The organism is Candidatus Pantoea floridensis, assembly GCF_900215435.1.
GTDB lineage: Bacteria > Pseudomonadota > Gammaproteobacteria > Enterobacterales > Enterobacteriaceae > Pantoea > Pantoea floridensis.
In genome coordinates, this window is record NZ_OCMY01000001.1 from 3,198,913 (window position 1) to 3,220,679 (window position 21,767).

Annotated in this window: 22 protein-coding genes and 1 tRNA gene; 11 read left to right on the forward strand and 12 right to left on the reverse strand. The window is 53.2% G+C overall.

The window, feature by feature from the left end:
• Nucleotides 1-153: 153 nt before the first annotated feature.
• Complete coding sequence (locus CRO19_RS14950; protein WP_097096522.1) at nt 154-1,395, forward strand: Nramp family divalent metal transporter; 1,242 nt, start codon at nt 154-156, stop codon at nt 1,393-1,395.
• A gap of 45 nt (nt 1,396-1,440) precedes the next feature.
• Here CRO19_RS14950 and CRO19_RS14955 read toward each other — a convergent pair whose 3' ends face one another.
• The gene (locus CRO19_RS14955; protein ID WP_097096523.1) at nt 1,441-1,797 is read right to left on the reverse strand and encodes a DUF2502 domain-containing protein; all 357 of its coding nucleotides are present in this window, start codon (nt 1,795-1,797) and stop codon (nt 1,441-1,443) included.
• 159 nt (nt 1,798-1,956) lie between these two features.
• Nucleotides 1,957-2,946, reverse strand: coding sequence for an L-glyceraldehyde 3-phosphate reductase (gene mgrA, locus CRO19_RS14960; RefSeq protein WP_097096524.1), 990 nt, complete (start codon nt 2,944-2,946; stop codon nt 1,957-1,959).
• A 214-nt stretch (nt 2,947-3,160) separates the two neighbouring features.
• Here mgrA and CRO19_RS14965 point away from each other — a divergent pair, with 214 nt between their 5' ends.
• Together CRO19_RS14965 and glk are read left to right on the forward strand one after the other, a co-directional pair.
• Nucleotides 3,161-4,813, forward strand: a complete 1,653-nt coding sequence (locus tag CRO19_RS14965) for an alpha-keto acid decarboxylase family protein (RefSeq protein WP_097096525.1) — start codon at nt 3,161-3,163, stop codon at nt 4,811-4,813.
• 160 nt (nt 4,814-4,973) lie between these two features.
• Nucleotides 4,974-5,939 (forward strand): glucokinase, encoded by a 966-nt coding sequence (gene glk / locus CRO19_RS14970; RefSeq protein WP_097096526.1) that lies wholly within the window; start codon nt 4,974-4,976, stop codon nt 5,937-5,939.
• Between the two features lie 32 nt (nt 5,940-5,971).
• Here glk and CRO19_RS14975 read toward each other — a convergent pair whose 3' ends face one another.
• Nucleotides 5,972-6,697: a LytR/AlgR family response regulator transcription factor gene (locus CRO19_RS14975; RefSeq protein WP_097096527.1), complete on the reverse strand. Its 726-nt coding sequence runs from the start codon at nt 6,695-6,697 to the stop codon at nt 5,972-5,974.
• Nucleotides 6,694-8,385 carry a LytS/YhcK type 5TM receptor domain-containing protein gene (locus CRO19_RS14980; RefSeq protein ID WP_097096528.1) on the reverse strand — a complete coding sequence of 564 codons (1,692 nt, stop codon included), beginning with the start codon at nt 8,383-8,385 and terminating at the stop codon, nt 6,694-6,696. The genes CRO19_RS14975 and CRO19_RS14980 overlap by 4 nt, the downstream gene beginning before the upstream one ends.
• Before the next feature lie 319 nt (nt 8,386-8,704).
• Here CRO19_RS14980 and CRO19_RS14985 point away from each other — a divergent pair, with 319 nt between their 5' ends.
• Together CRO19_RS14985 and alaC are read left to right on the forward strand one after the other, a co-directional pair.
• Entirely contained in the window at nt 8,705-9,229 is a 525-nt protein-coding gene (locus CRO19_RS14985; RefSeq protein ID WP_097096529.1) for a GNAT family N-acetyltransferase, read from the forward strand.
• Between the two features lie 118 nt (nt 9,230-9,347).
• Nucleotides 9,348-10,583 carry an alanine transaminase gene (gene alaC / locus CRO19_RS14990; protein ID WP_097096530.1) on the forward strand — a complete coding sequence of 412 codons (1,236 nt, stop codon included), beginning with the start codon at nt 9,348-9,350 and terminating at the stop codon, nt 10,581-10,583.
• Nucleotides 10,584-10,624: 41 nt separating this feature from the next.
• On the opposite strand, the gene ypdK is transcribed toward alaC, so the two are convergent.
• The 3 genes from ypdK to CRO19_RS15000 form a co-directional block, all read right to left on the reverse strand.
• Complete coding sequence (gene ypdK, locus CRO19_RS25780) at nt 10,625-10,696, reverse strand: membrane protein YpdK (RefSeq protein WP_099686956.1); 72 nt, start codon at nt 10,694-10,696, stop codon at nt 10,625-10,627.
• 202 nt (nt 10,697-10,898) lie between these two features.
• The gene (locus CRO19_RS14995) at nt 10,899-11,927 is read right to left on the reverse strand and encodes an HlyD family secretion protein (RefSeq protein WP_097096531.1); all 1,029 of its coding nucleotides are present in this window, start codon (nt 11,925-11,927) and stop codon (nt 10,899-10,901) included.
• Between the two features lie 5 nt (nt 11,928-11,932).
• Nucleotides 11,933-13,534, reverse strand: a complete 1,602-nt coding sequence (locus CRO19_RS15000; protein ID WP_097096532.1) for an MFS transporter — start codon at nt 13,532-13,534, stop codon at nt 11,933-11,935.
• A 151-nt stretch (nt 13,535-13,685) separates the two neighbouring features.
• Between CRO19_RS15000 and CRO19_RS15005 the strand changes: the two genes are divergently transcribed.
• The 4 genes from CRO19_RS15005 (at nt 13,686) to CRO19_RS15020 (ending at nt 16,277) form a co-directional block, all read left to right on the forward strand.
• Entirely contained in the window at nt 13,686-14,471 is a 786-nt protein-coding gene (locus CRO19_RS15005; protein ID WP_097096533.1) for an IclR family transcriptional regulator, read from the forward strand.
• Between the two features lie 7 nt (nt 14,472-14,478).
• Entirely contained in the window at nt 14,479-14,931 is a 453-nt protein-coding gene (locus CRO19_RS15010; RefSeq protein WP_097096534.1) for a universal stress protein, read from the forward strand.
• Nucleotides 14,932-14,940: 9 nt separating this feature from the next.
• Nucleotides 14,941-15,744 carry a hypothetical protein gene (locus tag CRO19_RS15015; RefSeq protein ID WP_097096535.1) on the forward strand — a complete coding sequence of 268 codons (804 nt, stop codon included), beginning with the start codon at nt 14,941-14,943 and terminating at the stop codon, nt 15,742-15,744.
• A 251-nt stretch (nt 15,745-15,995) separates the two neighbouring features.
• Nucleotides 15,996-16,277, forward strand: coding sequence for a putative periplasmic lipoprotein (locus CRO19_RS15020; protein WP_097096536.1), 282 nt, complete (start codon nt 15,996-15,998; stop codon nt 16,275-16,277).
• 67 nt (nt 16,278-16,344) lie between these two features.
• Here CRO19_RS15020 and CRO19_RS26105 read toward each other — a convergent pair whose 3' ends face one another.
• Together CRO19_RS26105 and CRO19_RS15025 are read right to left on the reverse strand one after the other, a co-directional pair.
• Nucleotides 16,345-16,497 carry a hypothetical protein gene (locus tag CRO19_RS26105; protein ID WP_176519157.1) on the reverse strand — a complete coding sequence of 51 codons (153 nt, stop codon included), beginning with the start codon at nt 16,495-16,497 and terminating at the stop codon, nt 16,345-16,347.
• A 284-nt stretch (nt 16,498-16,781) separates the two neighbouring features.
• Nucleotides 16,782-17,999 (reverse strand): L-lactate MFS transporter, encoded by a 1,218-nt coding sequence (locus CRO19_RS15025; RefSeq protein WP_097096537.1) that lies wholly within the window; start codon nt 17,997-17,999, stop codon nt 16,782-16,784.
• 269 nt (nt 18,000-18,268) lie between these two features.
• On the opposite strand from CRO19_RS15025, the gene CRO19_RS15030 reads away from it, so the two are divergent.
• On the forward strand, nt 18,269-18,508 hold the full coding sequence (locus CRO19_RS15030) for a hypothetical protein (RefSeq protein WP_097096538.1): 240 nt from the start codon (nt 18,269-18,271) through the stop codon (nt 18,506-18,508).
• 38 nt (nt 18,509-18,546) lie between these two features.
• Here CRO19_RS15030 and CRO19_RS15035 read toward each other — a convergent pair whose 3' ends face one another.
• Nucleotides 18,547-19,446, reverse strand: coding sequence for a DMT family transporter (locus CRO19_RS15035; protein ID WP_097096539.1), 900 nt, complete (start codon nt 19,444-19,446; stop codon nt 18,547-18,549).
• A 181-nt stretch (nt 19,447-19,627) separates the two neighbouring features.
• Between CRO19_RS15035 and CRO19_RS15040 the strand changes: the two genes are divergently transcribed.
• The gene (locus CRO19_RS15040; RefSeq protein ID WP_097096540.1) at nt 19,628-20,497 is read left to right on the forward strand and encodes a helix-turn-helix domain-containing protein; all 870 of its coding nucleotides are present in this window, start codon (nt 19,628-19,630) and stop codon (nt 20,495-20,497) included.
• Nucleotides 20,498-20,631: 134 nt separating this feature from the next.
• Here the strand turns inward: CRO19_RS15040 and CRO19_RS15045 are convergent.
• A tRNA-Arg gene (locus CRO19_RS15045) sits at nt 20,632-20,706 on the reverse strand.
• Between the two features lie 87 nt (nt 20,707-20,793).
• Complete coding sequence (locus CRO19_RS15050; protein ID WP_097096541.1) at nt 20,794-21,708, reverse strand: formate/nitrite transporter family protein; 915 nt, start codon at nt 21,706-21,708, stop codon at nt 20,794-20,796.
• Nucleotides 21,709-21,767: the final 59 nt, after the last annotated feature.

Genomic DNA, 21,767 nt, shown 5'->3' on the forward strand with positions numbered 1-21,767 from the left:
CACTTTTTTGACGAGAACACGCTTTACCTAAAGGTATAGCAATGGCTATACTTCATAGCACTATCTATTAATACAATAACTATAATCAAATTTCACTTGCCTTGCTGACCGCTTAAGCTGCTCGGGTCACATGCATTAAGACAGGGTCAAACTATGTTAGAAAGCCGCACCGTAGAGCGCGCCGCTCGCGGAGCCAGAAAGATCAAGCTCGCCCTGCTGGGTCCCGCGTTTATCGCGGCCATTGGTTATATCGATCCCGGTAACTTCGCAACCAATATTCAGGCCGGCGCCGCTTACGGCTATAAGCTGTTATGGGTGGTAGTGTGGGCCAATGTCATGGCGATGTTGATTCAGCTCATGTCTGCCAAGCTGGGGATTGCCACCGGCAAAAATCTGGCTGAACACATTCGCGATCGCTTCCCGCGCCCGGCGGTGTGGTTCTATTGGGTGCAGGCGGAGATCATCGCAATGGCAACCGATCTCGCGGAATTCATCGGTGCAGCGCTCGGTTTCAAACTGTTATTGGGGATATCGCTTCTGCAAGGCGCGGTATTAACCGGAATTGCTACTTATCTGATTTTGATGCTGCAGAGTCGTGGCCAAAAGCCGCTGGAACTGGTGATTGGCGGTCTATTACTGTTTGTGGCGGCCGCCTATATTGTTGAGCTGTTTTTCTCCCAGCCCAAGGTCAGCGAGTTAGTTGTTGGGATGGCATTACCCACGTTACCGACTTCAGATGCGGTTTTCCTTGCCGCTGGGGTATTGGGCGCCACTATTATGCCGCACGTGATTTATCTGCACTCGGCGCTGACGCAGCACGGTAATAAAGGCAGTAAAGCGGAACGCTACTCCTCCACTAAGCTGGATGTGGCGATCGCGATGACCATTGCGGGCTTTGTTAATCTGGCGATGATGGCGACGGCCGCAGCAGCGTTTCACTTCAGCGGCCATTCGAGCATTGTCGATCTTGACCAGGCGTATCTCACGCTGCAGCCGCTGCTTGGTCAGGCTGCGGCTATTGTCTTCGGCCTGAGTCTGGTTGCTGCCGGTCTTTCATCTACCGTGGTCGGTACGCTGGCGGGACAAGTGGTGATGCAGGGCTTTATCCGCTTCCACATTCCATTGTGGTTCCGTCGTACTATCACCATGCTGCCCTCATTTATTGTGATTTGGGCGGGATGGGATCCTACGCGTATTCTGGTGATGAGCCAGGTATTGCTGAGTTTTGGTATCGCGCTGGCGCTGATTCCGCTGCTGTCATTCACCGGAAATCGGGAGCTAATGGGCGACGCAATGGTTAACTCGCGCCTGATGCAAAATGCCGGGCGGCTGATTGTGGTGTTGGTGATCGCACTAAATCTTTACTTGTTAGTGGGTGAGGCGCTCGGCTGGTAAGACGCAGATAAAAGAAAAATCCCGCAATTAAGCGGGATTTTTCTTTTAATGATGGTGATGATCGTGATGGCCACGGCGATCGTCATGGCGATGATCGTGACGCCAGTGTTCACGACGTTCGCGTTCATGCCAGCGACGTTCGCGCTCACGTTCATAAGCGCGGTGACGTTTCCACTCTTCATGACGCCACCAGCGATGATCGTTGTACTGATAACGGTCGTTCCACCAGCGCGGTTCACGCCAGCGACTGCCGTCCCAGTAATTGCCGTGTCGGTCGCGATCGCCGAGATGTAGCGTAACACCCGGAGCTAAATTGATGGTGGCACTATTGGCTTCTGCTGTGTGCGACGCCAGCGGGGATAGGGATGCCAGCAAGGCGGCAAATAAAATGGCACGTTTCATAAATTCTCCTTTTCGGCGGCTTATTACTGCTACCGTTGCGCTATTTTGCCACATCGGACCAGCCATACCTTGAGAATCAATCCGAAAAAACGTGGCGGTACATCTTTGGAGAATTTTCTGCTACAGAGAACACCCGGCAAAAGCCGGGCGAGTAAGCGTTTACACTAAGATATTATCGATAGCTTTAATTTCATCCGAGCTCAGTGCTGGCTGACTTAACATCTCCACGGCATCATCAATTTGCGCGGTTTTGCTGGCACCGATCAGCACCGAGGTCACCCGCGCATCGCGCAATACCCAGCTTAATGCCGTTTGCGCCAGCTTTTGGCCACGCTGCTGAGCAATGGCCTGCAACTGACGCACTTTTTCCATCTTCTCTTGTGTCAATTGGCTTTCACTCAGGAACTTACTGCCGCTCGCGATACGCGAATCTTCTGGAATACCCTGCAAATAGCGGTCAGTTAATACGCCACCCGCCAGCGGTGAGAAGGCAATGCAGCCAACGCCGTTATCGCCTAGCACATCCAGCAAACCCTGTTCCGGCGTGCGCTCAAACAGGGAATAACGCGGCTGATGAATCAGGCATGGCGTACCGAGATCGCGCAGAATCGCAATTGCTTCAGCGGCTTTGTCCGCTGGATAGTTCGATATGGCGGCGTACAGCGCTTTACCCTGACGCACCACCTGATCGAGCGCGCGCATAGTTTCTTCCAGCGGGGTTTCTGGATCGGGACGGTGATGATAGAAAATATCCACATACTCCAGCCCCATACGTTTAAGGCTCTGATCGAGACTGGAAATCAAATATTTGCGTGAGCCCCAATCGCCATAAGGGCCATCCCACATGGTGTAACCCGCTTTCGTCGAGATCACCAACTCATCGCGTAGCCCTTGAAAATCCTCGCGCATAATGCGACCGAAGTTAGATTCTGCCGATCCCGGAGGCGGGCCGTAATTGTTGGCCAGATCGAAATGAGTAATGCCGCGATCAAAGGCGTGTCGCAACAGTTCACGGCTATTATCGACGCGGGTACTGTCGCCAAAGTTGTGCCATAGCCCCAGCGAAATAGCCGGTAACTTCAGGCCGCTACGGCCACTGCGACGATATTGCATCTGTTGATAACGTTCAGGATGGGGAAAAGCAGTCATGCAGCGTTCCTGTCTCAATAGGGGAGAAAGTGACATCAGCATAGCAGTGTATGCGTTTACACTAAGGTGAAACGCGCCGAAGATCGCAACTTACAGAATTATCTGTCGTCGTAACGAATGCTTGCCACAAATCCCCGCATCGCGATGGTGAAAACCTCGCCAATTCAGCCACATCGCTAATACTCCTGATCATCCCCTTAACAAGGAGCTGTCGATGAAAACCTTCAATGTTGGCGATTATTTACTGCACCGTTTACAGCAATCCGGCATTCGTCATTTGTTCGGCGTGCCGGGTGATTACAACCTGCAATTTCTCGATAGCGTAATTGCGCACCCGGAAATTACCTGGGTAGGTTGTGCGAATGAACTCAATGCGGCCTATGCGGCAGATGGCTACGGTCGCTGCAACGGCGCAGCGGCGCTGCTGACGACCTTTGGCGTCGGCGAATTAAGTGCTATCAACGGTATTGCTGGCAGCTACGCCGAATATGTGCCGGTGATTCATATCGTTGGCGCGCCAGCGAGTCAGGCGCAGCAGCAAGGGGATTGCGTGCATCATTCACTCGGTGACGGCGATTTTGGCCATTTTCTCCGCATGGCGCAGGAAGTGAGCGTCGCCTCTGCGGTGTTAACGGCGGAAAATGCGGTGGCCGAGATTGATCGGGTGATCGCCGAGGCGCTAGAGCAGCATCGTCCGGGCTACTTGTTACTGGCGGTGGATGTGGCAGCAAGCGATGTTGTGATGCCCAACGCAATAAACGTCGCTTCTGACCAGCAGCAGCAGGTGGCCGCCGCGTTTGCCGATGCGGCAGAACGCTTGCTGGCACCAGCGCAGCGGGTCGCGCTGCTGGCGGATTTCCTCGCCTCGCGCTGGCAGCTGCAGCCACAGCTCGAAACGCTGCGGCAACTGCGCGCGATTCCGGCGGCCACCTTATTAATGGGCAAAGGCGTGCTGAATGAGCAGCAGCCAGGCTACGTTGGCACTTACGCAGCAGAAGGCAGCAGCGACCATGTACGTCAGGCGATTGAGGACACCGACGTAACGCTGTGCGTCGGCGTGCGTTTTACCGACACCTTAACCGCCGGCTTCACACAAAATCTGCCTGCCGAACGCGTCATCGATCTGCAGCCGTTTCAGGCCAAGGTCGCTGGCGAGGTGTTTGCGCCGCTAACGATGGCACAGGCGCTGGCTGCATTAATGCCGATTTATCAGCGACACTGCGCGCACTGGCGACTCGCAGAGGGTATGCAGTGTGAAGAAAATGAGCAAATCGATGCGGCGCTAATCAGTCAGAACGCTTTCTGGCAGGCGATGCAGCGCTTTCTGCTGCCGGGTGATATTATCCTTGCTGATCAAGGTACTGCCGCATTTGGTGCCGCGGCACTGCGCTTACCGGTAGATGCGCAATTGTTGGTGCAGCCGTTATGGGGGTCGATTGGCTATACTTTACCTGCCACCTTTGGTGCGCAAACCGCACAGCCCGATCGTCGTGTGATTCTGATTATCGGGGATGGCTCAGCGCAGTTGACGATTCAGGAATTGGGCTCGATGCAGCGCGATGGTCAACAACCGATCATCTTCCTCCTGAATAATGATGGCTATACGGTTGAGCGAGCAATTCACGGCGCCGAACAGCGTTACAACGACATCGCCCAGTGGAACTGGACCGCATTGCCCCACGCAATGAGTGTACAGTGCGCGGCGCAGAGCTGGCGCGTCAGCGAAACGGCACAACTTGAGGCGGTGATGGCGCAATTAATGCTTAATCGCCGCCTGTCGCTGGTAGAAGTGGTGATGGATAAACAGGACTTACCGCCGCTGCTGCGTAAGGTGACCGCCGCGTTGCACCAGCGCAATAGCCGCTAAAATTCGGAAAGTTGCCGCTGTGCAGTGAGGCAGGGGATCGGTAGGCTGTGCAGCATTGTTGAATGGATTACGCCCATCGTGCAGGTGGGCGTTGTTGTTTTATTGGCAGGCTTTTATAGTGTCCTGCAATTGTTTATGACCCAAGCGGAGCAGCAGAAGAATGACAACATACGCCCTGGTCGGCGATGTGGGCGGCACCAATGCCCGCCTCGCATTGTGTGAGGTGGAAACTGGCACAATTTCGCAAGCCGAAACCTTTTCAACATCAGACTACGACAATCTCGAAGCGGTGATCCGTCATTATCTCGACGAGCAAAAGCAGGACATCAAACATGCCTGCATCGCCATTGCCTGTCCGATCACCGGCGATTGGGTGGAAATGACCAATCACGATTGGGCGTTTTCGACCAAAGTAATGAAGCAGAATCTGGCGCTGGAAAGCCTGGAAATCATCAATGATTTCACTGCGGTATCAATGGCGATTCCAATGCTGAGCGAAAAGGAAGTGATTCAGTTTGGTGGCAAGACGCCGGTTGAAGGTAAACCTATCGCCATCTATGGTGCAGGCACCGGCCTCGGCGTGAGTCATCTGGTGCATGTAGATAAACGTTGGATTAGTTTGCCGGGCGAGGGCGGTCACGTCGACTTCGCGCCAAACAGTGAAGAAGAGAGTGACATTCTGGAGGTGTTACGCGCGGAAATTGGCCATGTTTCGGCTGAACGCGTGCTTTCCGGTGCGGGATTGGTCAATCTGTACCGTGCCATCGTCAAGTCTGATGAGCGCGAACCCGAAAATCTGAAACCAAAAGATGTGACCGAGCGTGCGTTGAAAGATACGTGCATCGATTGCCGTCGCGCGCTGTCGCTGTTCTGCGTCATCATGGGCCGTTTTGGCGGTAACCTGGCGTTGAACCTTGGCACCTTTGGCGGCGTCTATATTGCCGGCGGTATCGTGCCGCGCTTCCTCGATTTTTTCAAAGCTTCCGGCTTCCGTGCAGCGTTTGAAGATAAAGGCCGTTTCCGCGATTATCTGGTCGATATTCCGGTATATATGATCACTCACGATCAGCCGGGCTTGCTGGGTGCCGGGGCGCATCTGCGTCAGGTGCTGGGTCGCGAGCTGTAATTCCCTGGGGCGAGCGGCGTCTGCCGTTCGCCTTATAACCTCATCAACTGCCGAAAGGCTTTCACCTTGCTGCGACTCACCGGCACCTGCGCATCCAAATCACGTAACTTCACCAAATAAGTATTGTTAAACCAGGGTTCGATCTCGCGTATTTTGCTGAGATTAACGCAATAAGAGCGGTGGCAGCGGAAGAACTGCTGCTCCGGCAAACGGCTACAGAATTCACTGATTACCATCGACATCACATAAGCCTCGCGCCGCGTATAAACAAACGTTAGCTTCTCGTGAGCCTCGACATAGTAGATCTCGTTGATATCGGTGACGATAATGCGCTCATCTTTGATCAGATTGACGGTTTGCGGGGGGCTGGCCGAGGGGTTATTAGGCTGAGATTGCTGCTGTACGCTGGCTTCAAGCTTACTCAGCATCGTCACGATACGTGATTCGTGATACGGCTTAAGAATGTAGTCAAAGGCGTCCAGCTCAAACGCTTCTACCGCATGTTCTTTCCATGCAGTGATAAACACAATCAGCGGCTTATGGGCAAACTGATTGATGTTTTGCGCCAGCAGCATGCCATCGAGCGACGGAATATTGATGTCGAGGAAAATGACATCTACCCGATGATTTTGCAGGTACTTCAGCACTTCGAGCCCATCATCAAAGCAGGCTTCAACGCTGATGTTACTGTGCTGCTGAATCATCCAGCTCAACTCCTGCTGGGCGAGAAACTCGTCTTCAACGATGATGGCTTTCACGTAGAGGTTTCCATGGTATGACGTAACGGAGCAGGGAGCAGCTGACCATTTTTGCTCAGGGTAAAGGCGATTTCTGTCCCGGGATTATGGCGGCTAATGCTCAAACCCTGTCCGGAGAGTAATTTCACCCGATGATGGACATTTAACAGGCCAATTTTGTTGCCGGGCATCTCATTACGTGCCACGCGGTTCATCACATCGTCACTGATCCCTGCGCCCGTATCGCGCACCGCCACGCGGACCTGGTCGCCCAAATCTTTCACGCTCAGCGTTACTACGCCCTTGCCGCGACAAGGCTGAATACCGTGCACGATGGCATTCTCCACCAGTGGCTGAATTAGCAGGCTTGGCAGCGTGAAATGGAGATCCTCATCCACGTCATAAATCATCGTCAACTTATCGCCGAAGCGCGCCTGTTCAATGGCGATATAATCCTTTACCTGCCACAGCTCTTTCTTGATATCGATAAGTTCATCATCGTTGAGTTCGAGGTTGTAGCGTAAATAACGTGACAAATTAATCACCAGCTGGCGCGCCGTATCTGGATTGAGGCGAATCGAGGATGAGATAGCGTTGAGGGCGTTAAACAGGAAATGCGGGTTAATTTTACTTTGCAACGCGCGTAATTCAGCCTTGTTTGCCATCTCGCGTAGCTGCTCAGCGCGTGACACTTCCAGCTGCGTTGAGATAATTTGCGAAAGCCCAATCGCCATCTCTTTTAACGAACCGGTGATGCGATGTGCGCGACGATAATAGATTTTTAAGGTCCCGGTCACTTCCCCTTTTTCCCAAAGGGGAATAACCAGCATCGAGTGAATATCTTTGGTACGGTGCGCCTCATCGTTATTCTTAATGATAATTTTGCCGCTGGAGATCGCCTGCGCGGTGGTGGGGCTAATCGCATCGTCACCGTTGTGATAGTTCTGCTCGCCGTAGCCAACGTAGGCTAAAATCTGTTTGTTATCGGTGATGGCGACCGCATCGGCATGAATGTCGGTACGAATGATATCGCATACTTTATGCATCGACTGGCTATCAACCTGACGGAACAGCGGCAGTGTTTTGTTGGCGATTTCCAATGCCAGCTTAGCCTGACGTGCAGCAATCGCCTCTCTTTCACCTTCGACGCTTTGTACCAGCAGCACAATCAAACCAATACTTGATGCGCCGAGGATCATCGGCATAGCAATTTCATAAACAATGGTAAGACCCAGCGCCATGGGCTTGGCCCACAGTACAATTAGCAGCATGGTCAAACTTTCACACAGCATGCCGCCGATAATCCCGGCACGCCAGCGTTGCTCTTTACTAACGCGCTGATTGATCACGCCTGAAGCCACTCCAGCAATAATGCTGGTGATCAAACAAGGTATGGCTGTAATGCCATCCATATCAATCAGATAGCGATGTACGCCGGCAATTAAGCCGGTGGCGATGCCCACCCAGGGACCAAATAGGATGCCGCCGGACATCACCGCAATCACGCGCACATTAAGCAGCGAGCCGTCGACATTAATGCCGGACCAGGTGCTGAACAGTGCGAACAGCGAGAAAATGGCCGTTACTACCACCTTTTCACGCACTGAATGCTCATCTTTTTGCAGCAGTTGACGAAACACACGTGTGCGCGTGAGGAAGAACAGGCAAATCAGCATCAGCGCCGCACGGTCAAACACCGCCAGCAGCATGTCGAAGTGGGAAAGCAAGGGCATCTCTCAGGCAGGAAAGAAAAAGATATGATAAAAAATGTGATCGCGATCCGCCAGCACCACGACAATCTACAGACCTTTCTCGTAGCCAGGATCAATTTATGCCGCTTCGGTCGCCGAAAATGGCGCCCCTACCTGCTCCGTTCCGTAAGGTCGCCATTCATGGCGACCAGGCAATCCCGGTAAAAAGAGGAAAAGTTGAGTAGTAAAAAGAGGATTAGCGAAACCGTGCGCCGATCGCTGGTTGTCAGCAGGTCGGTTTGCTATGTTGCCGTATGCAAAAAAGCGGAGCCCAGCCATGCAATTACTCACCCCACGTTTATCCCTTAGTCGGCTGCAACCGGAAGACTGGCAGATTTTCAAAGCGGTGCATGAGGATGCCGCAACCATGACCTGGGTGAGTGAAATTCCTGATGAAAACGATATTCGTCAGCGCTTTAACGAGCGACTTGCGCCGTGGCAGGCGAGTAGTTTCCACATGCTGTGTCTGGTAGCACGAATCAGAGAAACGGACGAACCCATTGGCCTGTTTGGCTGTAGCGCGGAGTGGCATCCCTATCGGCAGGCCGAAGTGGGCTATATGCTGCGCGATCGGTTTACCGGTCTCGGTTTTGGCAGCGAGGCGCTGGATGCCCTCTGTACCTTTCTGCTCCAGGCAGAATTTCATAAGCTGAAAGCGATGGTCATTGAGGGGAATTGGCCGTCGCGACGCATTCTCGAGAAGAATGGTTTCGCCCTGGAGGGAACGTTACGGGATAATTATCTGCTAAACGGCCAATGGGTAAGCGATTGGGTGTTTGGCCGCCTCAATCCAAATAATTAAAATTATTTTATTCTGCTCTCGACAATCTTGTTATCAGCGCGTTATGTTCTTGGTGCGGTCAACACAATGACCCACGTCGCTCGGACGGTCCGGGCGCTTACGTAATCCAGAGGACATCATGGCTGATAACAGCACACCCCGTCGTTTCTCGCGTATTGAACGCCTTCCCCCGTATGTTTTTAACATTACCGCTGAATTGAAGATGGCTGCGCGTCGGCGCGGTGAAGACATCATCGATTTTTCGATGGGTAATCCGGATGGCCCAACGCCGCCGCATATCGTCGAAAAACTTTGCCAGGTGGCGCAGCGAGAAGACACGCACGGTTATTCAACCTCGAAAGGTATTCCGCGTTTACGTCGCGCAATTTCGCGCTGGTACGCCGATCGCTATCAGGTTGAAATCGATCCGGAATCAGAAGCGATTGTCACCATCGGTTCCAAAGAGGGCCTGGCACACTTAATGCTGGCCACACTCGATCACGGCGACACCGTGCTGGTGCCGAACCCGAGCTATCCCATTCATATTTACGGCGCGGTGATTGCCGGAGCGCAGGTGCGTTCTGTACCGCTGGTGGCAGGCGTTGATTTCTTCAACGAGCTGGAGCGCGCGATCCGTGAAAGCTATCCGAAGCCGAAAATGATGATCCTCGGCTTCCCTTCGAATCCTACTTCACAATGCGTTGAGCTGGATTTCTTCGAGCGCGTTATTGCGCTGGCGAAGCAGTACAACGTGCTGGTCATCCACGATCTCGCCTATGCCGACATTACCTATGATGGTTGGAAAGCACCGTCGATTATGCAGGTGCCAGGCGCGCGCGATGTGGCTGTGGAATTCTTTACCCTGTCGAAAAGCTACAACATGGCGGGCTGGCGTATTGGCTTTATGGTCGGTAATAAAGAGCTGGTTGCGGCGCTGGCACGTATTAAGAGCTATCACGATTACGGCACGTTTACGCCACTGCAGGTGGCCGCGATTGCAGCGCTGGAAGGCGACCAGCAGTGCGTGCGCGACATCGCCGAGCAGTATAAACGCCGTCGCGATGTGTTAGTGAAGGGCTTACATGAAGCGGGCTGGATGGTCGATTTGCCCAAGGCATCGATGTACGTCTGGGCAAAAATCCCCGATCACTACGCGCATCTTGGCTCGCTGGAGTTTGCTAAATTATTGCTGCAGGAAGCCAAAGTGTGCGTCTCTCCGGGCATCGGTTTTGGGGATTATGGTGATACTCACGTGCGTTTCGCGCTTATTGAAAACAGCGATCGTATCCGTCAGGCGGTGCGTGGCATTAAAGCGATGTTCCGCGCCGACGGCATTTTGCCAGGAACGGTGAAAGCACTGGAAGAAGAGGAATAAGCGCTGAGTGGGGCGACTACGCGTCGCCCCGCCTGGCGGCTCTACAGCATCAGTACGAAGGTACCGACCCAAAGCAACAGGAAGAAAGAAATTCCCATCAAAGCGTATCTCACAAAACAACTCCTCTGAGCGGCTACCCAGCGGGCGATCCCAAACCCGCGTAACCCGAACAGAATAAGAGAAAGGTGGAGTTCATAACCGCTACACGCTTTCTTCTCAGGTCGCTCCAGGCAAGCCCAGAACAGGATCGAGCATTAATTTACGCGGAATTTTGCGGAAAATAAATAGCGCGCTTCTGAGACGTTGCTCACATTTTCATCGCGCTTCAATTTCCGGTATGGCCGACATGCCAACACGCAGTTTGGCCAGGTCAGCCTGATTGGCATCCAGCACGATTTTCACCGGAAGACGCTGGACGACTTTAGTGTAATTGCCGGTGGCGTTGTCCGGTGCAATCGCCGAAAAGGTCGCGCCGGTTGCCGGTGCAATGCTATCAACGCGACCGGTAAAAATCTTACCCGGCAACGCATCAATCTTAACCTTCACCGTTTGTCCTTGCTGCACATCTGCCAACTGCGTTTCCAGATAATTGGCGGTGATATAGGTTTGCTGTAACGGAACAACGGCCAGCAAGCGCGTACCGGCGCTGACATAGGCGCCCAGACGCACCGAACGCTGACCCACCATGCCATCGACTGGCGCCGTAATGCGCGTGTAGGAAAGGTTTAGCTTTGCCTGATCGACGCTAGCCTGCGCGGCGGTGACATCCGCTTCCGCCTGTCGTACGGCTGCCTGCAGCACGCCAACCTGCTTAATCGCAGACGCTAACGCGGCTTCACTTTGACGGACGGTGGCGGATGCCGAACGCTGTGTCGAACTGGCTTTTTGCTGGTCGTCTGCCGCAATGGTGCCATTTTTATACAGCTGGTTGTAACGTGCGGCGCTTTGTCCAGCGTACTGGGCGGAAGCCTGATTTGCCGCCACGGTCGCTTTCGCCTGCTCAATAGTGGATTGTTGCTGTTCAAGCTGCGCCTGGCTGCTCAGGCGTTTCGCCTCGCTAACCTGCAAATTGGCCTGCGCGGTTTCAAGCGCCACGCGGTAATCGCGATCGTCGAGCGTCGCCAGCAATTCCCCAGCCTTAACCCGCTGGTTATCCTGCACATTGACGCTGGCGATATAGCCGGAAACTTTCGGTGCAACCAGCGTGTAATCGGCATTGACGTAAGCATCGGTGGTGCGGCGATCGTTGCCGGTCATGGTGGACCAGACAAAAAAGGCTATCGCCAACAGCACCAGTAACAAGGCGCTTAACAGCACCGTTCTTTTCATAGCAAAAGCTTGCATAGCAATTATCCCGACGTCGTCGTTACAGGTTGAATCAGCGTTTGTGGCGGCCAGACGCGTTTTGGCAGCCAGGCGGTTAACAGTAAAAGCAGGGCGGCGAATGCAATCAGCATCTGATAGCAATCGCTCAGGCTCAGCACCATCGCCTGGTGTTTCAGTAAGGTGGCAAAGCCGCTCAGGTTTTCTGCGCTGCTGGCACTGCCGTCAGGCAGCAGGGGGAAACTGCTGCTGGACTGCGTGCTGTCAGGGGCGGTCATCAGCCATGCGCGGCCGGTGGCGTTATTGATCAGCACATTGGAGTGAAACTGTTCGCGGTGGCTGATAAACCATTCAACCAGCGTACCAGCCGCGATGCTGGAGAAGCCGCGCACGGTATTGAACATCGCTGAAGCAAAAGGGCCTTCCGGCGGTGCGACCACGCTGGTGGCGCTCATCAACACCGGTAAAATCACCATTGGCTGACCGAAAGCCTGCAGAATCTGAATCAGCCAGAAATTCTGGCGTGCCCAGTCGGTGGTAATGTGCATGCCCAGCAAGCAGGACGTCACCAGTAGCGCGACGCCCGCCGTGAGCATCCAACGGCAATCGACCCAGCGAATATTCAGCAGTGCGGCAAGGAACGGCGCTATGAGCAACTGCGGTAAGCCAATGGTTAACGCCAGCGGTGCAAATTGCAGCGTGCGAAAACCCTGCACCTGCGCCAGATAGGCCGAAGGCAGCGCTGAACCCGACAGGGAAAGAATCAGCACGCCTGCCAGCACCAGCAGCCCATGTGCGAGGTTGCGCCTGCCCAGCATTTGCAATTTGAACAGCGGCAGCGGGTGAAACCATTCATTAATAAAGAAAACAGTCAGCAACGCCAGCGCGCTGAATAATAGGGCGCAGAATAACGGCGACTCGAGCCAATCGAGCCGCTCGCCCTGCGTCAGTGCCAAAATTAACAGCGCCATGCCGCTGCAGCCGGTAATCATGCCGAAAAGATCGATCTGTTTGAAACGCTCAAGGCGCAGCGGATCCTGCGGCAAGCCCCAGCCAATCAGCAGCATGGCGATGAGCATGGCGGGAACCACTTGCCAGAATACAAACAGCCAGCTGACCTCATCGGTCCAGAACGCTGCCAGCGAGGCCGCCATATTCGGACCAAAAGTCGCGGTCAGCGCATAGCCCGCTAAACCATAAAGTTTGATTGGCGGCGGCAGGAAGCGCAGCGCGACGGTCATCAGCATCGGCGGCAGCGCACCACCAAACAAACCTTGCACCACGCGCAGCGCAATAAACAGTGGCGCGTTAGGCATTAATGGCAGCAGCAGGCCGCTGAGCATAAAGCCTGCAGAGACGCAGAGCGCAAAGCGTCGCAGTGAAAAGGTGACGGCTAGCCAGGGCGCAATCATCATTGCCGCCACTTCAGCGGCCTGGTAGGCGGAAATGATCCAGCTTCCCTGGTCGTAGCTGATGCCGATAGCGGCGCGGATGTCGGCTAACGCGATATCGGTGACGCGATCGTTCAATCCTGAAGTGAGGGCGGCGATCAGCACGCCAACCAGTCCCAGCGCCAGGCGCAGGGTAAATGGATGGGGCACCGGAGCCGCAGTGGGCTGGGCGTTCATAGCAGGCTTCTCGTTATAATGTTGATGCAGTGTATTGCAATGTGATACAGGTGGCATATTACATATCGATATGCTGTATTGCAATGTGATACAGGGTGTAAAAGTGCGATCATTCGCGCTAGAGTAGGGCAGGCCAAAAAGGAAGAGATAAATGGTTGAACGTCCCTCAAGCCGTGAGGATGAAAAAGCGGGTGGTATTCAGGTCATCGCACGTGCGGCAAAAATTTTAAATGCGCTGGGTGAGCATCCTGGCGGCATGAGTTTGGGTGAAATCGCACAGGTGGTTGATTTGCCGCGCTCCACGGTGCAGCGCATCGTCGCCGCACTGGATAGTGCGCAGCTGGTGCGCAGCAGTGGAGCGGGCGGTTTACGCCTCGGGCCTGCGTTGCTTAAACTCATCTCCAGCGTACACAGCGACGTGGTGGATATTGTACGGCCCTTCCTCGAGCAACTTTCATCAGAGATAAATGAAACGGTCTCGCTTTCGCGCGCTAACGGAACGCAGTTATCCATCGTGCACTATGTTGTCGCATCGCGTGAACTACGCGTGGTGCCGCGCATCGGTTTAAATCTGCCGCTGTATAGCACTTCAGGTGGACGCGCGTTGCTGGCGCTGGAAAGCGATGATGATGTGCGCGTGATGATGGGTGAAGCTTATAAAGAGTTGACCGAGATGACGGTGAAAACGCTGCCACAATTGTTGGCATTAATTGCGGAAGTGCGCAGCAGCGGACTGGCGATCGACCGCGGTGAAACGCTGGAGGGCGTTTCAACCATGGCGGTTGCTATCGACACGCTATTTGGTCGATTCTCCATTTCGCTGCTGGTTCCGAGCGCGCGTTTTCATAAACACGAAGCGCACTATCGTGAGCAAATCATCAAGTGCAAAGATGCCTTGATTCGTGAAATTGGCAAAATGACCGCTGTGGAAGGATAACCAACTGATGAAAACCTTGCTGATGGCCATCGATAACTCACCGGTGGCGGAGAAAGTGATTGCGTTGACCATTGAACAGGCATTGGCACAACAGGCTCAGGTCACAGTACTGTGCTGCGTCGATCCTGCTTATTCCTCATGCAATCAGCCGATTGAGATTGACGCGGGTGAAGATCCTGATGATTTTGTCGCGGCGAAAGATGAGCAAAACACCGCCGAAATGGTGGTGCGTCATGCGTTAGCCCCTTTGCTGCGAGCGGGCGTCACCGCCAAAGGGTTAATTCTGGCAGGCGAAGCGGCGGAAACCATTGTTGCGCAATCGTCTCTCTTGCAAGCCAGCATGATTATCATGGGACGGCGTCATCTGTCGCCGTTTAACCGCCTGTTGAAAGGGTCGGTTAGCGCGGCGGTTATTGAGCGCGCCAATTGCCCGGTTTTAATTGATGTTCGTAAGGATTAACGCCGTTCGATGCTCTCGCTTTTTCCTATTACGCTTGCGGCTTTCGTGCTGCTGGCGATCATTATCATTTTGCTGGTGCGCACCACCTCGCTCAGCGTTTGGCAAGGGGTGCTGCTGTTTCTACTGCCGCTCGTTCTGGCGAATTTGCTGTGGTTCAGTTGGCTGCATCCGCGACAGGAGCGGCAGGCGTTAGTCTCTGACGTCGCGACACAGCTCAGCCTCGCGCCCGGTTATCGCCTGCTAAAAATTCAGGAACCCGCGCTGTGGCAGCTGCTGAATCGCGAGCTGCTGCATAAGCGGCTGGAAGGCGTACCCGCCGATCAGGCTCTGGGCGATATGCGTGGTTGGCTGATGGATCTGGTGAATCAGCGCCTCACGCGTGCTCCCGATGCGGCAATTCTCAACTACGTGCGCGTGTCGGTTGAAGAGATGCAGGCGCTGCAACAGCAGGAACCACAGCGCTGCTTCCGCTTCCTCTATCCCCAGGTGAATGGCGGCGTTAACCTGCAACAGGTGCTGTCGCCCGAATTGAATCAGCGAGACGCTCAGGCACTTGAAACCTTGCTTCAGCAGAGCACCGGTCAGGAACAGCCGCTGGATCAGGCTGCAGCGCAGCGCGATCTGCAAAGCGTCGTGGAGAAGTTGTATGGCAAGTGGGGCGATAGGCTGCAACAACTCAATATGCCTGCTGATACCGCCGTCGATCGCGATGCGATGTGTGCGATGTCGATCGATCTCTATAACGGCATTCTCGCATTGCCTGACAAACAGGCCGCCAATCTTTTGCGTAAGATGGTCAGCCTTACCGGTTAGCGGGCAAAAAAAAGCCCGCTCAGCGCGGGCATAAAGGTCACTTTCCGTATCATTTTTATGTAATCACCTGGTGTGGTGCAGACGTCGTTTTGTCTGAGGGCATCATCGCACCGGTGGTGTGATAAGCAAAACCGTTTGGTTTTATTGATTTGATTGGCAAAAACTTCGCAGTAACCAGACATTTCGCGCTTTACTCCTATAGATGAGCGCGGCGTTGCATTTTAGACTGCGACGCTTGAGAGGACATCCTAATGAAAAAAGTGTTTGTTAGCGCTTTGGCGCTTTTTATGTTGGCCGGGTGCAGTGTCAGCAAGCCGGGAGGATTTGAGCGCGTGGATGAAGATATCAGCTCAAATACCGTACAGTATCGCTACGATCCGCAAAAGCTTAATAAAGATGCCATGGAAATTGACCTGGCAAATTATTGTAGTCAGCGGGGTTTTGACAAAGTGGAATCATTGCCTGCGCAAAAAAGCCATTTGCCCGGATTAAAGAAAGCCTGGTATCAATGCAATTATGCGGTAAAAAGCTAAAAAAATAGGGCGGGATAATTCCCGCCCTTTTCATTTTCTTATTATTTGCTGTGTGTGCTTTGCCCAACTATCTGCGGTGTCCATAACCGCCGTGCCCATGATGCCAGCCTCCACCTCCGTTATGGCCCCAGCCAGGGCCGCCGCGACCGTGATCGATAATACAGCCACTTAACATCGTCATAATGGCTACCACTGACGCAATCTTAATGAGCTTTTTCATGGAGAGTCCTCCTCTGTTCCAATGACGCCAGATTACAGTGGAATAGTGGAGTGAAGATGCAGGAAATGTAGAGTTATTACTGGATGTATTACGGAGTGTGTCAATTAAATGCTAAAAATGGCGGACGCTAAAATAAACCAATCGGAATAGACCGAATGCCTGATAATAATAACGCGATTATTCCGAAAGGCAAGGGTGAATAATTGAGGGTCTTAATAAAAGTGTATTGTGGATAAATGGTGAAGAGAATGACTGCCGCCGAATAAAGCGGCAGTCCGATAGGGTTAATTATTCAATAAAGGTTCTGCCACGGTTTGACGATTTGGCAGACGGATGCTGAGCGACAGGACCAGTGAAATCACCAGCAAGGTCATAATCAGGCTGAAGGTGACGGTAAAACCACCGAACGCAGAGGCGACCAAAGAACCCAGTACGCTGCCGATACCGAAGCCGAGGTAGATTAAGCCATAGTTCTTGGTCAGGTTATTGAGCCCAAAGAAATCGCTCACCAGTGACGGGAATACGGTGATGGTACCGCCAAAGCTAAAGGCGACGCAGGCTAATGACAGGAAGAAGGTGGTTTCATTCATGTGAGTGAACAGCAGAATACTCATACCTGCCAGGGAGACAATCTGCGCGAGCGTAATCACACGAATACGCGCCATTTTGTCCGAAAGCACACCAAGAATAAGACGACCACTGAGATTGGCTATTGCAATCACCGTCACCGCATTCGCTGCTGTCTGCGCGCTAAGATGCACCATGCCCTCGCCGATATCTTTCGCCACGCCAATGACGTACAAACCGCTCATGCAAGCCGTCAGGAACATCAGTGCCAGCATCCAATACTGCGGTAAGCGCATCGACTGTGCGAGGGTATAATCTTTTGCCTCAAGCAGCGCGTTGCCACCACTTTTCTGCATGGGCGCATCACGCATCATCAGCGCACCGAAAATGATCATACTCATGGCCAGGACACCCCAAATCATGAAGGTGTTTTCGAGGCCTTGAGTGCTGAGCAGCGCACCGCAAATAAATTTGAAACCAAGACTTCCTAATCCGTATGCACCAATAGAGCAGGCAGAAATCAGTCCTTTGCGCTCAGGGAACCATTTCACGCAGTTTGATAGTGTCATCAAATAACCGGCACCATCTGCGAGTCCAACCAGGATACCGGCGCTGAGGTACAGCATCATCAGATTGTCGGCATGAGCTGTCAGCCAGAACCCTAACGCCATGAGAATACCTGCGCCGATGGTTACGTTGCGCACGCCAAAACGTTCTTGCAACTTCCCGGCCAGTGATGATGCGATTGCCAGGCCAAGACTGAGCAATCCAAACGAGAAGGCCACCTGGCTGATAGGCGCATCAAGTTTCTGTGCCAGCTGACCGTTAAACAGGCTCCAGGTGTAAACCGAGCCCAAAGCGAACTGAGTGATAATGGTGCCGATTAGAGTAAGTATGCGAGTACGTTGGTAATTCGCGTTGGTTGCTGTTTTCATTTTTGTCTCTCATTCGAGAATGCGGAATCTGAGGCGATAATAAAGTGCCTTCGCGCGTGCGGGGTGGGCATTGGCGCGAAGAGACAAGACAAGGGAATGAAATGCAGCGAAACGGGTATGAATGACATTGCGATGACAAATCGTGATGTCATTTCAAGCGTAGCGATTGCTGCGGGTAACCATGTGTAAGCAGGTGTATCTTTGGCGCTATATTACCTGCAAAGCTGGCGATGTTTGCCAGGCTTAAAATTCATTCAAGAGGAGGAAATATGAAAGACCGAGCATATGAATCCACGTCGAGCGAGGATGAGGTTTGCTGCATTATCGGTCAGGCGGTGATCGAGTTAAGCGATGAGCATCAACCAGTGAATAAATCCACATTGTCGCTGAAATTACTGGCAATGGCCGACCGCGACAAAGACGATGAACGCGTCCTGCTTTACTGGATTGCCAGGAAAGCCATCACTAAACCTCACCAGCTCAATATCGGCGTTCAGGGCTGGCGCTAGAGGAACAAAAGAGCGGGCGCAATGCCCGCTCTCGTTTTTCATGCCGGGCGCAAGCGCCTCGGCGTAGGCCAGCGTACAAACATCACCATATTGCCTGCCAAAATCATGACTAAGCCTACAATGGCATTACTGTGCCAATGATACCCCTCATAAAGGGTTGAGAGCGTGAGCGCCACTAACGGGAAGAGTAGCGTGCTATACGCTGCCTGGCTGGCACCGATACGACCCACCAGCGTGAAGTAAGCGCCAAATCCCAACACTGAACCGAATATCGCCAGATAGCCCATGGCGGATAGCCACTGGACGTTCAGCGCTGGAGCCAGCGAGTCGCCGTTAAGTAATGCCAATGCAGCCATCACCAACGCGCCGTAAAGCATGGCGTAGCTGTTGGTGGTGAGCACATCACGCTGCCGACGCTGATGACGCAGGGAAATCATATTTCCGAATGAGAAACCAAGGGTACCAAGCGCACTCAAACCCACACCCCACAACAGTGGCGGGGCGGGATGCGCAGCCTGAATATCATTCCAGAACAGCGCGACAATGCCGCCAAGGCCAAGAACCGCGGCAGGCAGTAGACGAAACGAAGGGCGTTGACGAAAGAAAATCCAGCTGTTGAGAGCGTTGTAAAGTACTGCCATTGAGAAGATGACCGACTCCAGTCCGCTGCTAATCCACGCCGCTGCATGGTAGAAGCAGACAAAGTTAAAGCCAAACACACAGCAGCCTTGTAGCAGGCAAAAGAGGTGATCGCGCTTATCGAGCGCGCGCAGGCGGCGCATCAGTTTTAATATCGCCAACATCACCAGCGAAGCCAGTAAAAACCGCCAAAATACCGCCACCAATACCGGTGTTTCAGCCGCTTCCTGCTGCAAGAAAATGGCGATCCAGGTAGTGCCCCAAATCATCACAACGGCAAGATACAACATTAAATTCATCACAAACTCTCCGGCAAGAACTGGCCCGCAGTGTGGCGCGAATGCTCATCGTCGGCTTGCACGCTTTTGCGAGACAATTGCAAAATCTTGCGCTTTTTCTTTCCTTGTCCTGCCGTGGCCTGTTCTCTGTCTGCTGAGATCCGTACACTGTGCGCTAATCAACTGCGAGCGATAGTGAACCATGGCCGATTATCAGACCTTTAACATGCTACAGCGGCATAAAGCGCAACTGCGCGATAGCGTACAGCTTTCGAGCGGTATCAAGCTGGCGGCATGGTTTAACAGCGGCGATCGCGTCACTAACCTCAGCAATCACCATACGCTGAGCCTGTATACCGCCGACGGCTATGAAACATGGCATAAAACTCAGCACGGCTGGCGCAACGGCGGCGGACCAGATCGCTTTTGCCTGATGCCCGGCGGCGTAGAATCGGTGTGGGATATCCGTGCCGATCTCTCCTTTGTTCATCTTTACTGTACCGATGAGCATCTCCGCCATCTGGGTGAGCAAATTTGGGATCGCAGCCCATCACAACTCAATTTGCATGAAAAGGTATTTGCCGCTGACGATCGTATCACGCAGCTCTATCGCCACTTTCTGTTAAGCACCGACTGGCAGCAGCCAGCCAATCAGTTGATGCTGAGCAGTACCTCAACGTTATTGATGACGCATCTGTTACAGCGCTACAGTGATGTGCAGTGGCTTACGCCGCAGGTGCGCGGTGGCCTCGCCCCTGCGGTACTGCGACGGATAATGGCTTATATCGACGCGCAGCTCGAACAACCTTTAACACTGGCGCAATTAGCCTCTGAGGCTGCGTTGAGCGAATACCATTTTGCCCGTATGTTCCGTAGTAGCGTCGGCGAAGCGCCGCATCAATACGTCATGCGTCGCCGCATGGATGCCGCTTTGCAGCTGCTGAAATTTAGCCGTCTACCGCTAACGGAAATCGCGTTGCGATGCGGTTTCCACTCATCAAGTCACTTCAGTAACCGCTTCCGTCAACTGCATGGCGTTACGCCTTCGGCATGGCGGCAAGATCAGGGCTAATAGGGCACTTAAAGCGATCGGCTTGAGGCGATTAACCAGCAAATAAAATGAGTTGTGGCGAGAATAATGAGCACGGATGGATGAACGCTTGCCGTAGCGAGAGGGCTGATTTAAGAGGGAGAACGGCAATTAACTGGTGTCCCCTGCAGGAATCGAACCTGCAACTAGCCCTTAGGAGGGGCTCGTTATATCCATTTAACTAAGGAGACGCCGGGCGCGCAGTATAACGCACCACGCGGTTAATTTTAACTACGCGAAGGTTGATTGCTCAATCAATCAACAATATAAGGCCAACCTCACACCTGTTTTTGCTTCTTTTTCCGCTTCTGTTCCGCACGCGCTTTCGCTTTTGCCGCTTCACTCATGTCATTACGAATCTGCGCATGGCTGATCAAAGCAAAAATAAGCGTACCGCCGGTGATATTGCCGAGCAGCGTGGGCAGCGCAAAAGGCCAAAAGAATTCATACCAGGGCAGCGTACCGGCAAACACCAGATACAGCACCTCAACGGAGCCCACCACGATATGCGCTAAGTCTCCGAGCGCAACCAGCCAAGTCATCATGACAATTACCACAATTTTTGCCGCGCCCGCATAGGGGAACATCCATACCATGGTGGCGATAATCCAGCCGGAAATCACCGCATTAGCGAACATTTCGCTTGGTGGGTTTACCATCACTTTTTCGCTGATGGCGGTAAAGGCCTGGCGGGTAGCATCGTCAAAAATCGGCATATGATTGAAGGCTAATGCGCCCAATGCGGTACCGATTAAATTGCCGACCAGCACCACGCCCCACAGGCGCAACAGCAGAGCAAAGTTGCTGCCGGTGGGTTTGTGCATCACGGGTAAAACGGCAGTTACGGTGTTCTCGGTAAACAGCTGCTGACGCGCCATTATCACGATGACAAAACCAAAGGTATATCCCAGGTTCTCCAGTAAAAATGCGCCGGGTACGCCTTTCAAATGGACCTGAAAAATGCCTTTTGCCATCAAGGATGCGCTCATCGACAATCCCGCGGCCACGGCAGACCACAGCAGCGCCATACCATCGCGTTCTAACTCTTTTTCCCCATCCTGGCGAATCTCTTCATGAATCGCCGCGGCCTGCGAGGGCAGAGCATCTTCATCGACTTCAATCTCCTTACCTTGATCTTTTTCATCACTCTCTACATCGTTGTCACTGTTTGAAATCGATGGTGAATGTTTCATGTTTTCCCCTGGTGATAATGCCAATGCGTAATAAGAGTAGTTGGTTTTAGCAAGGGTAT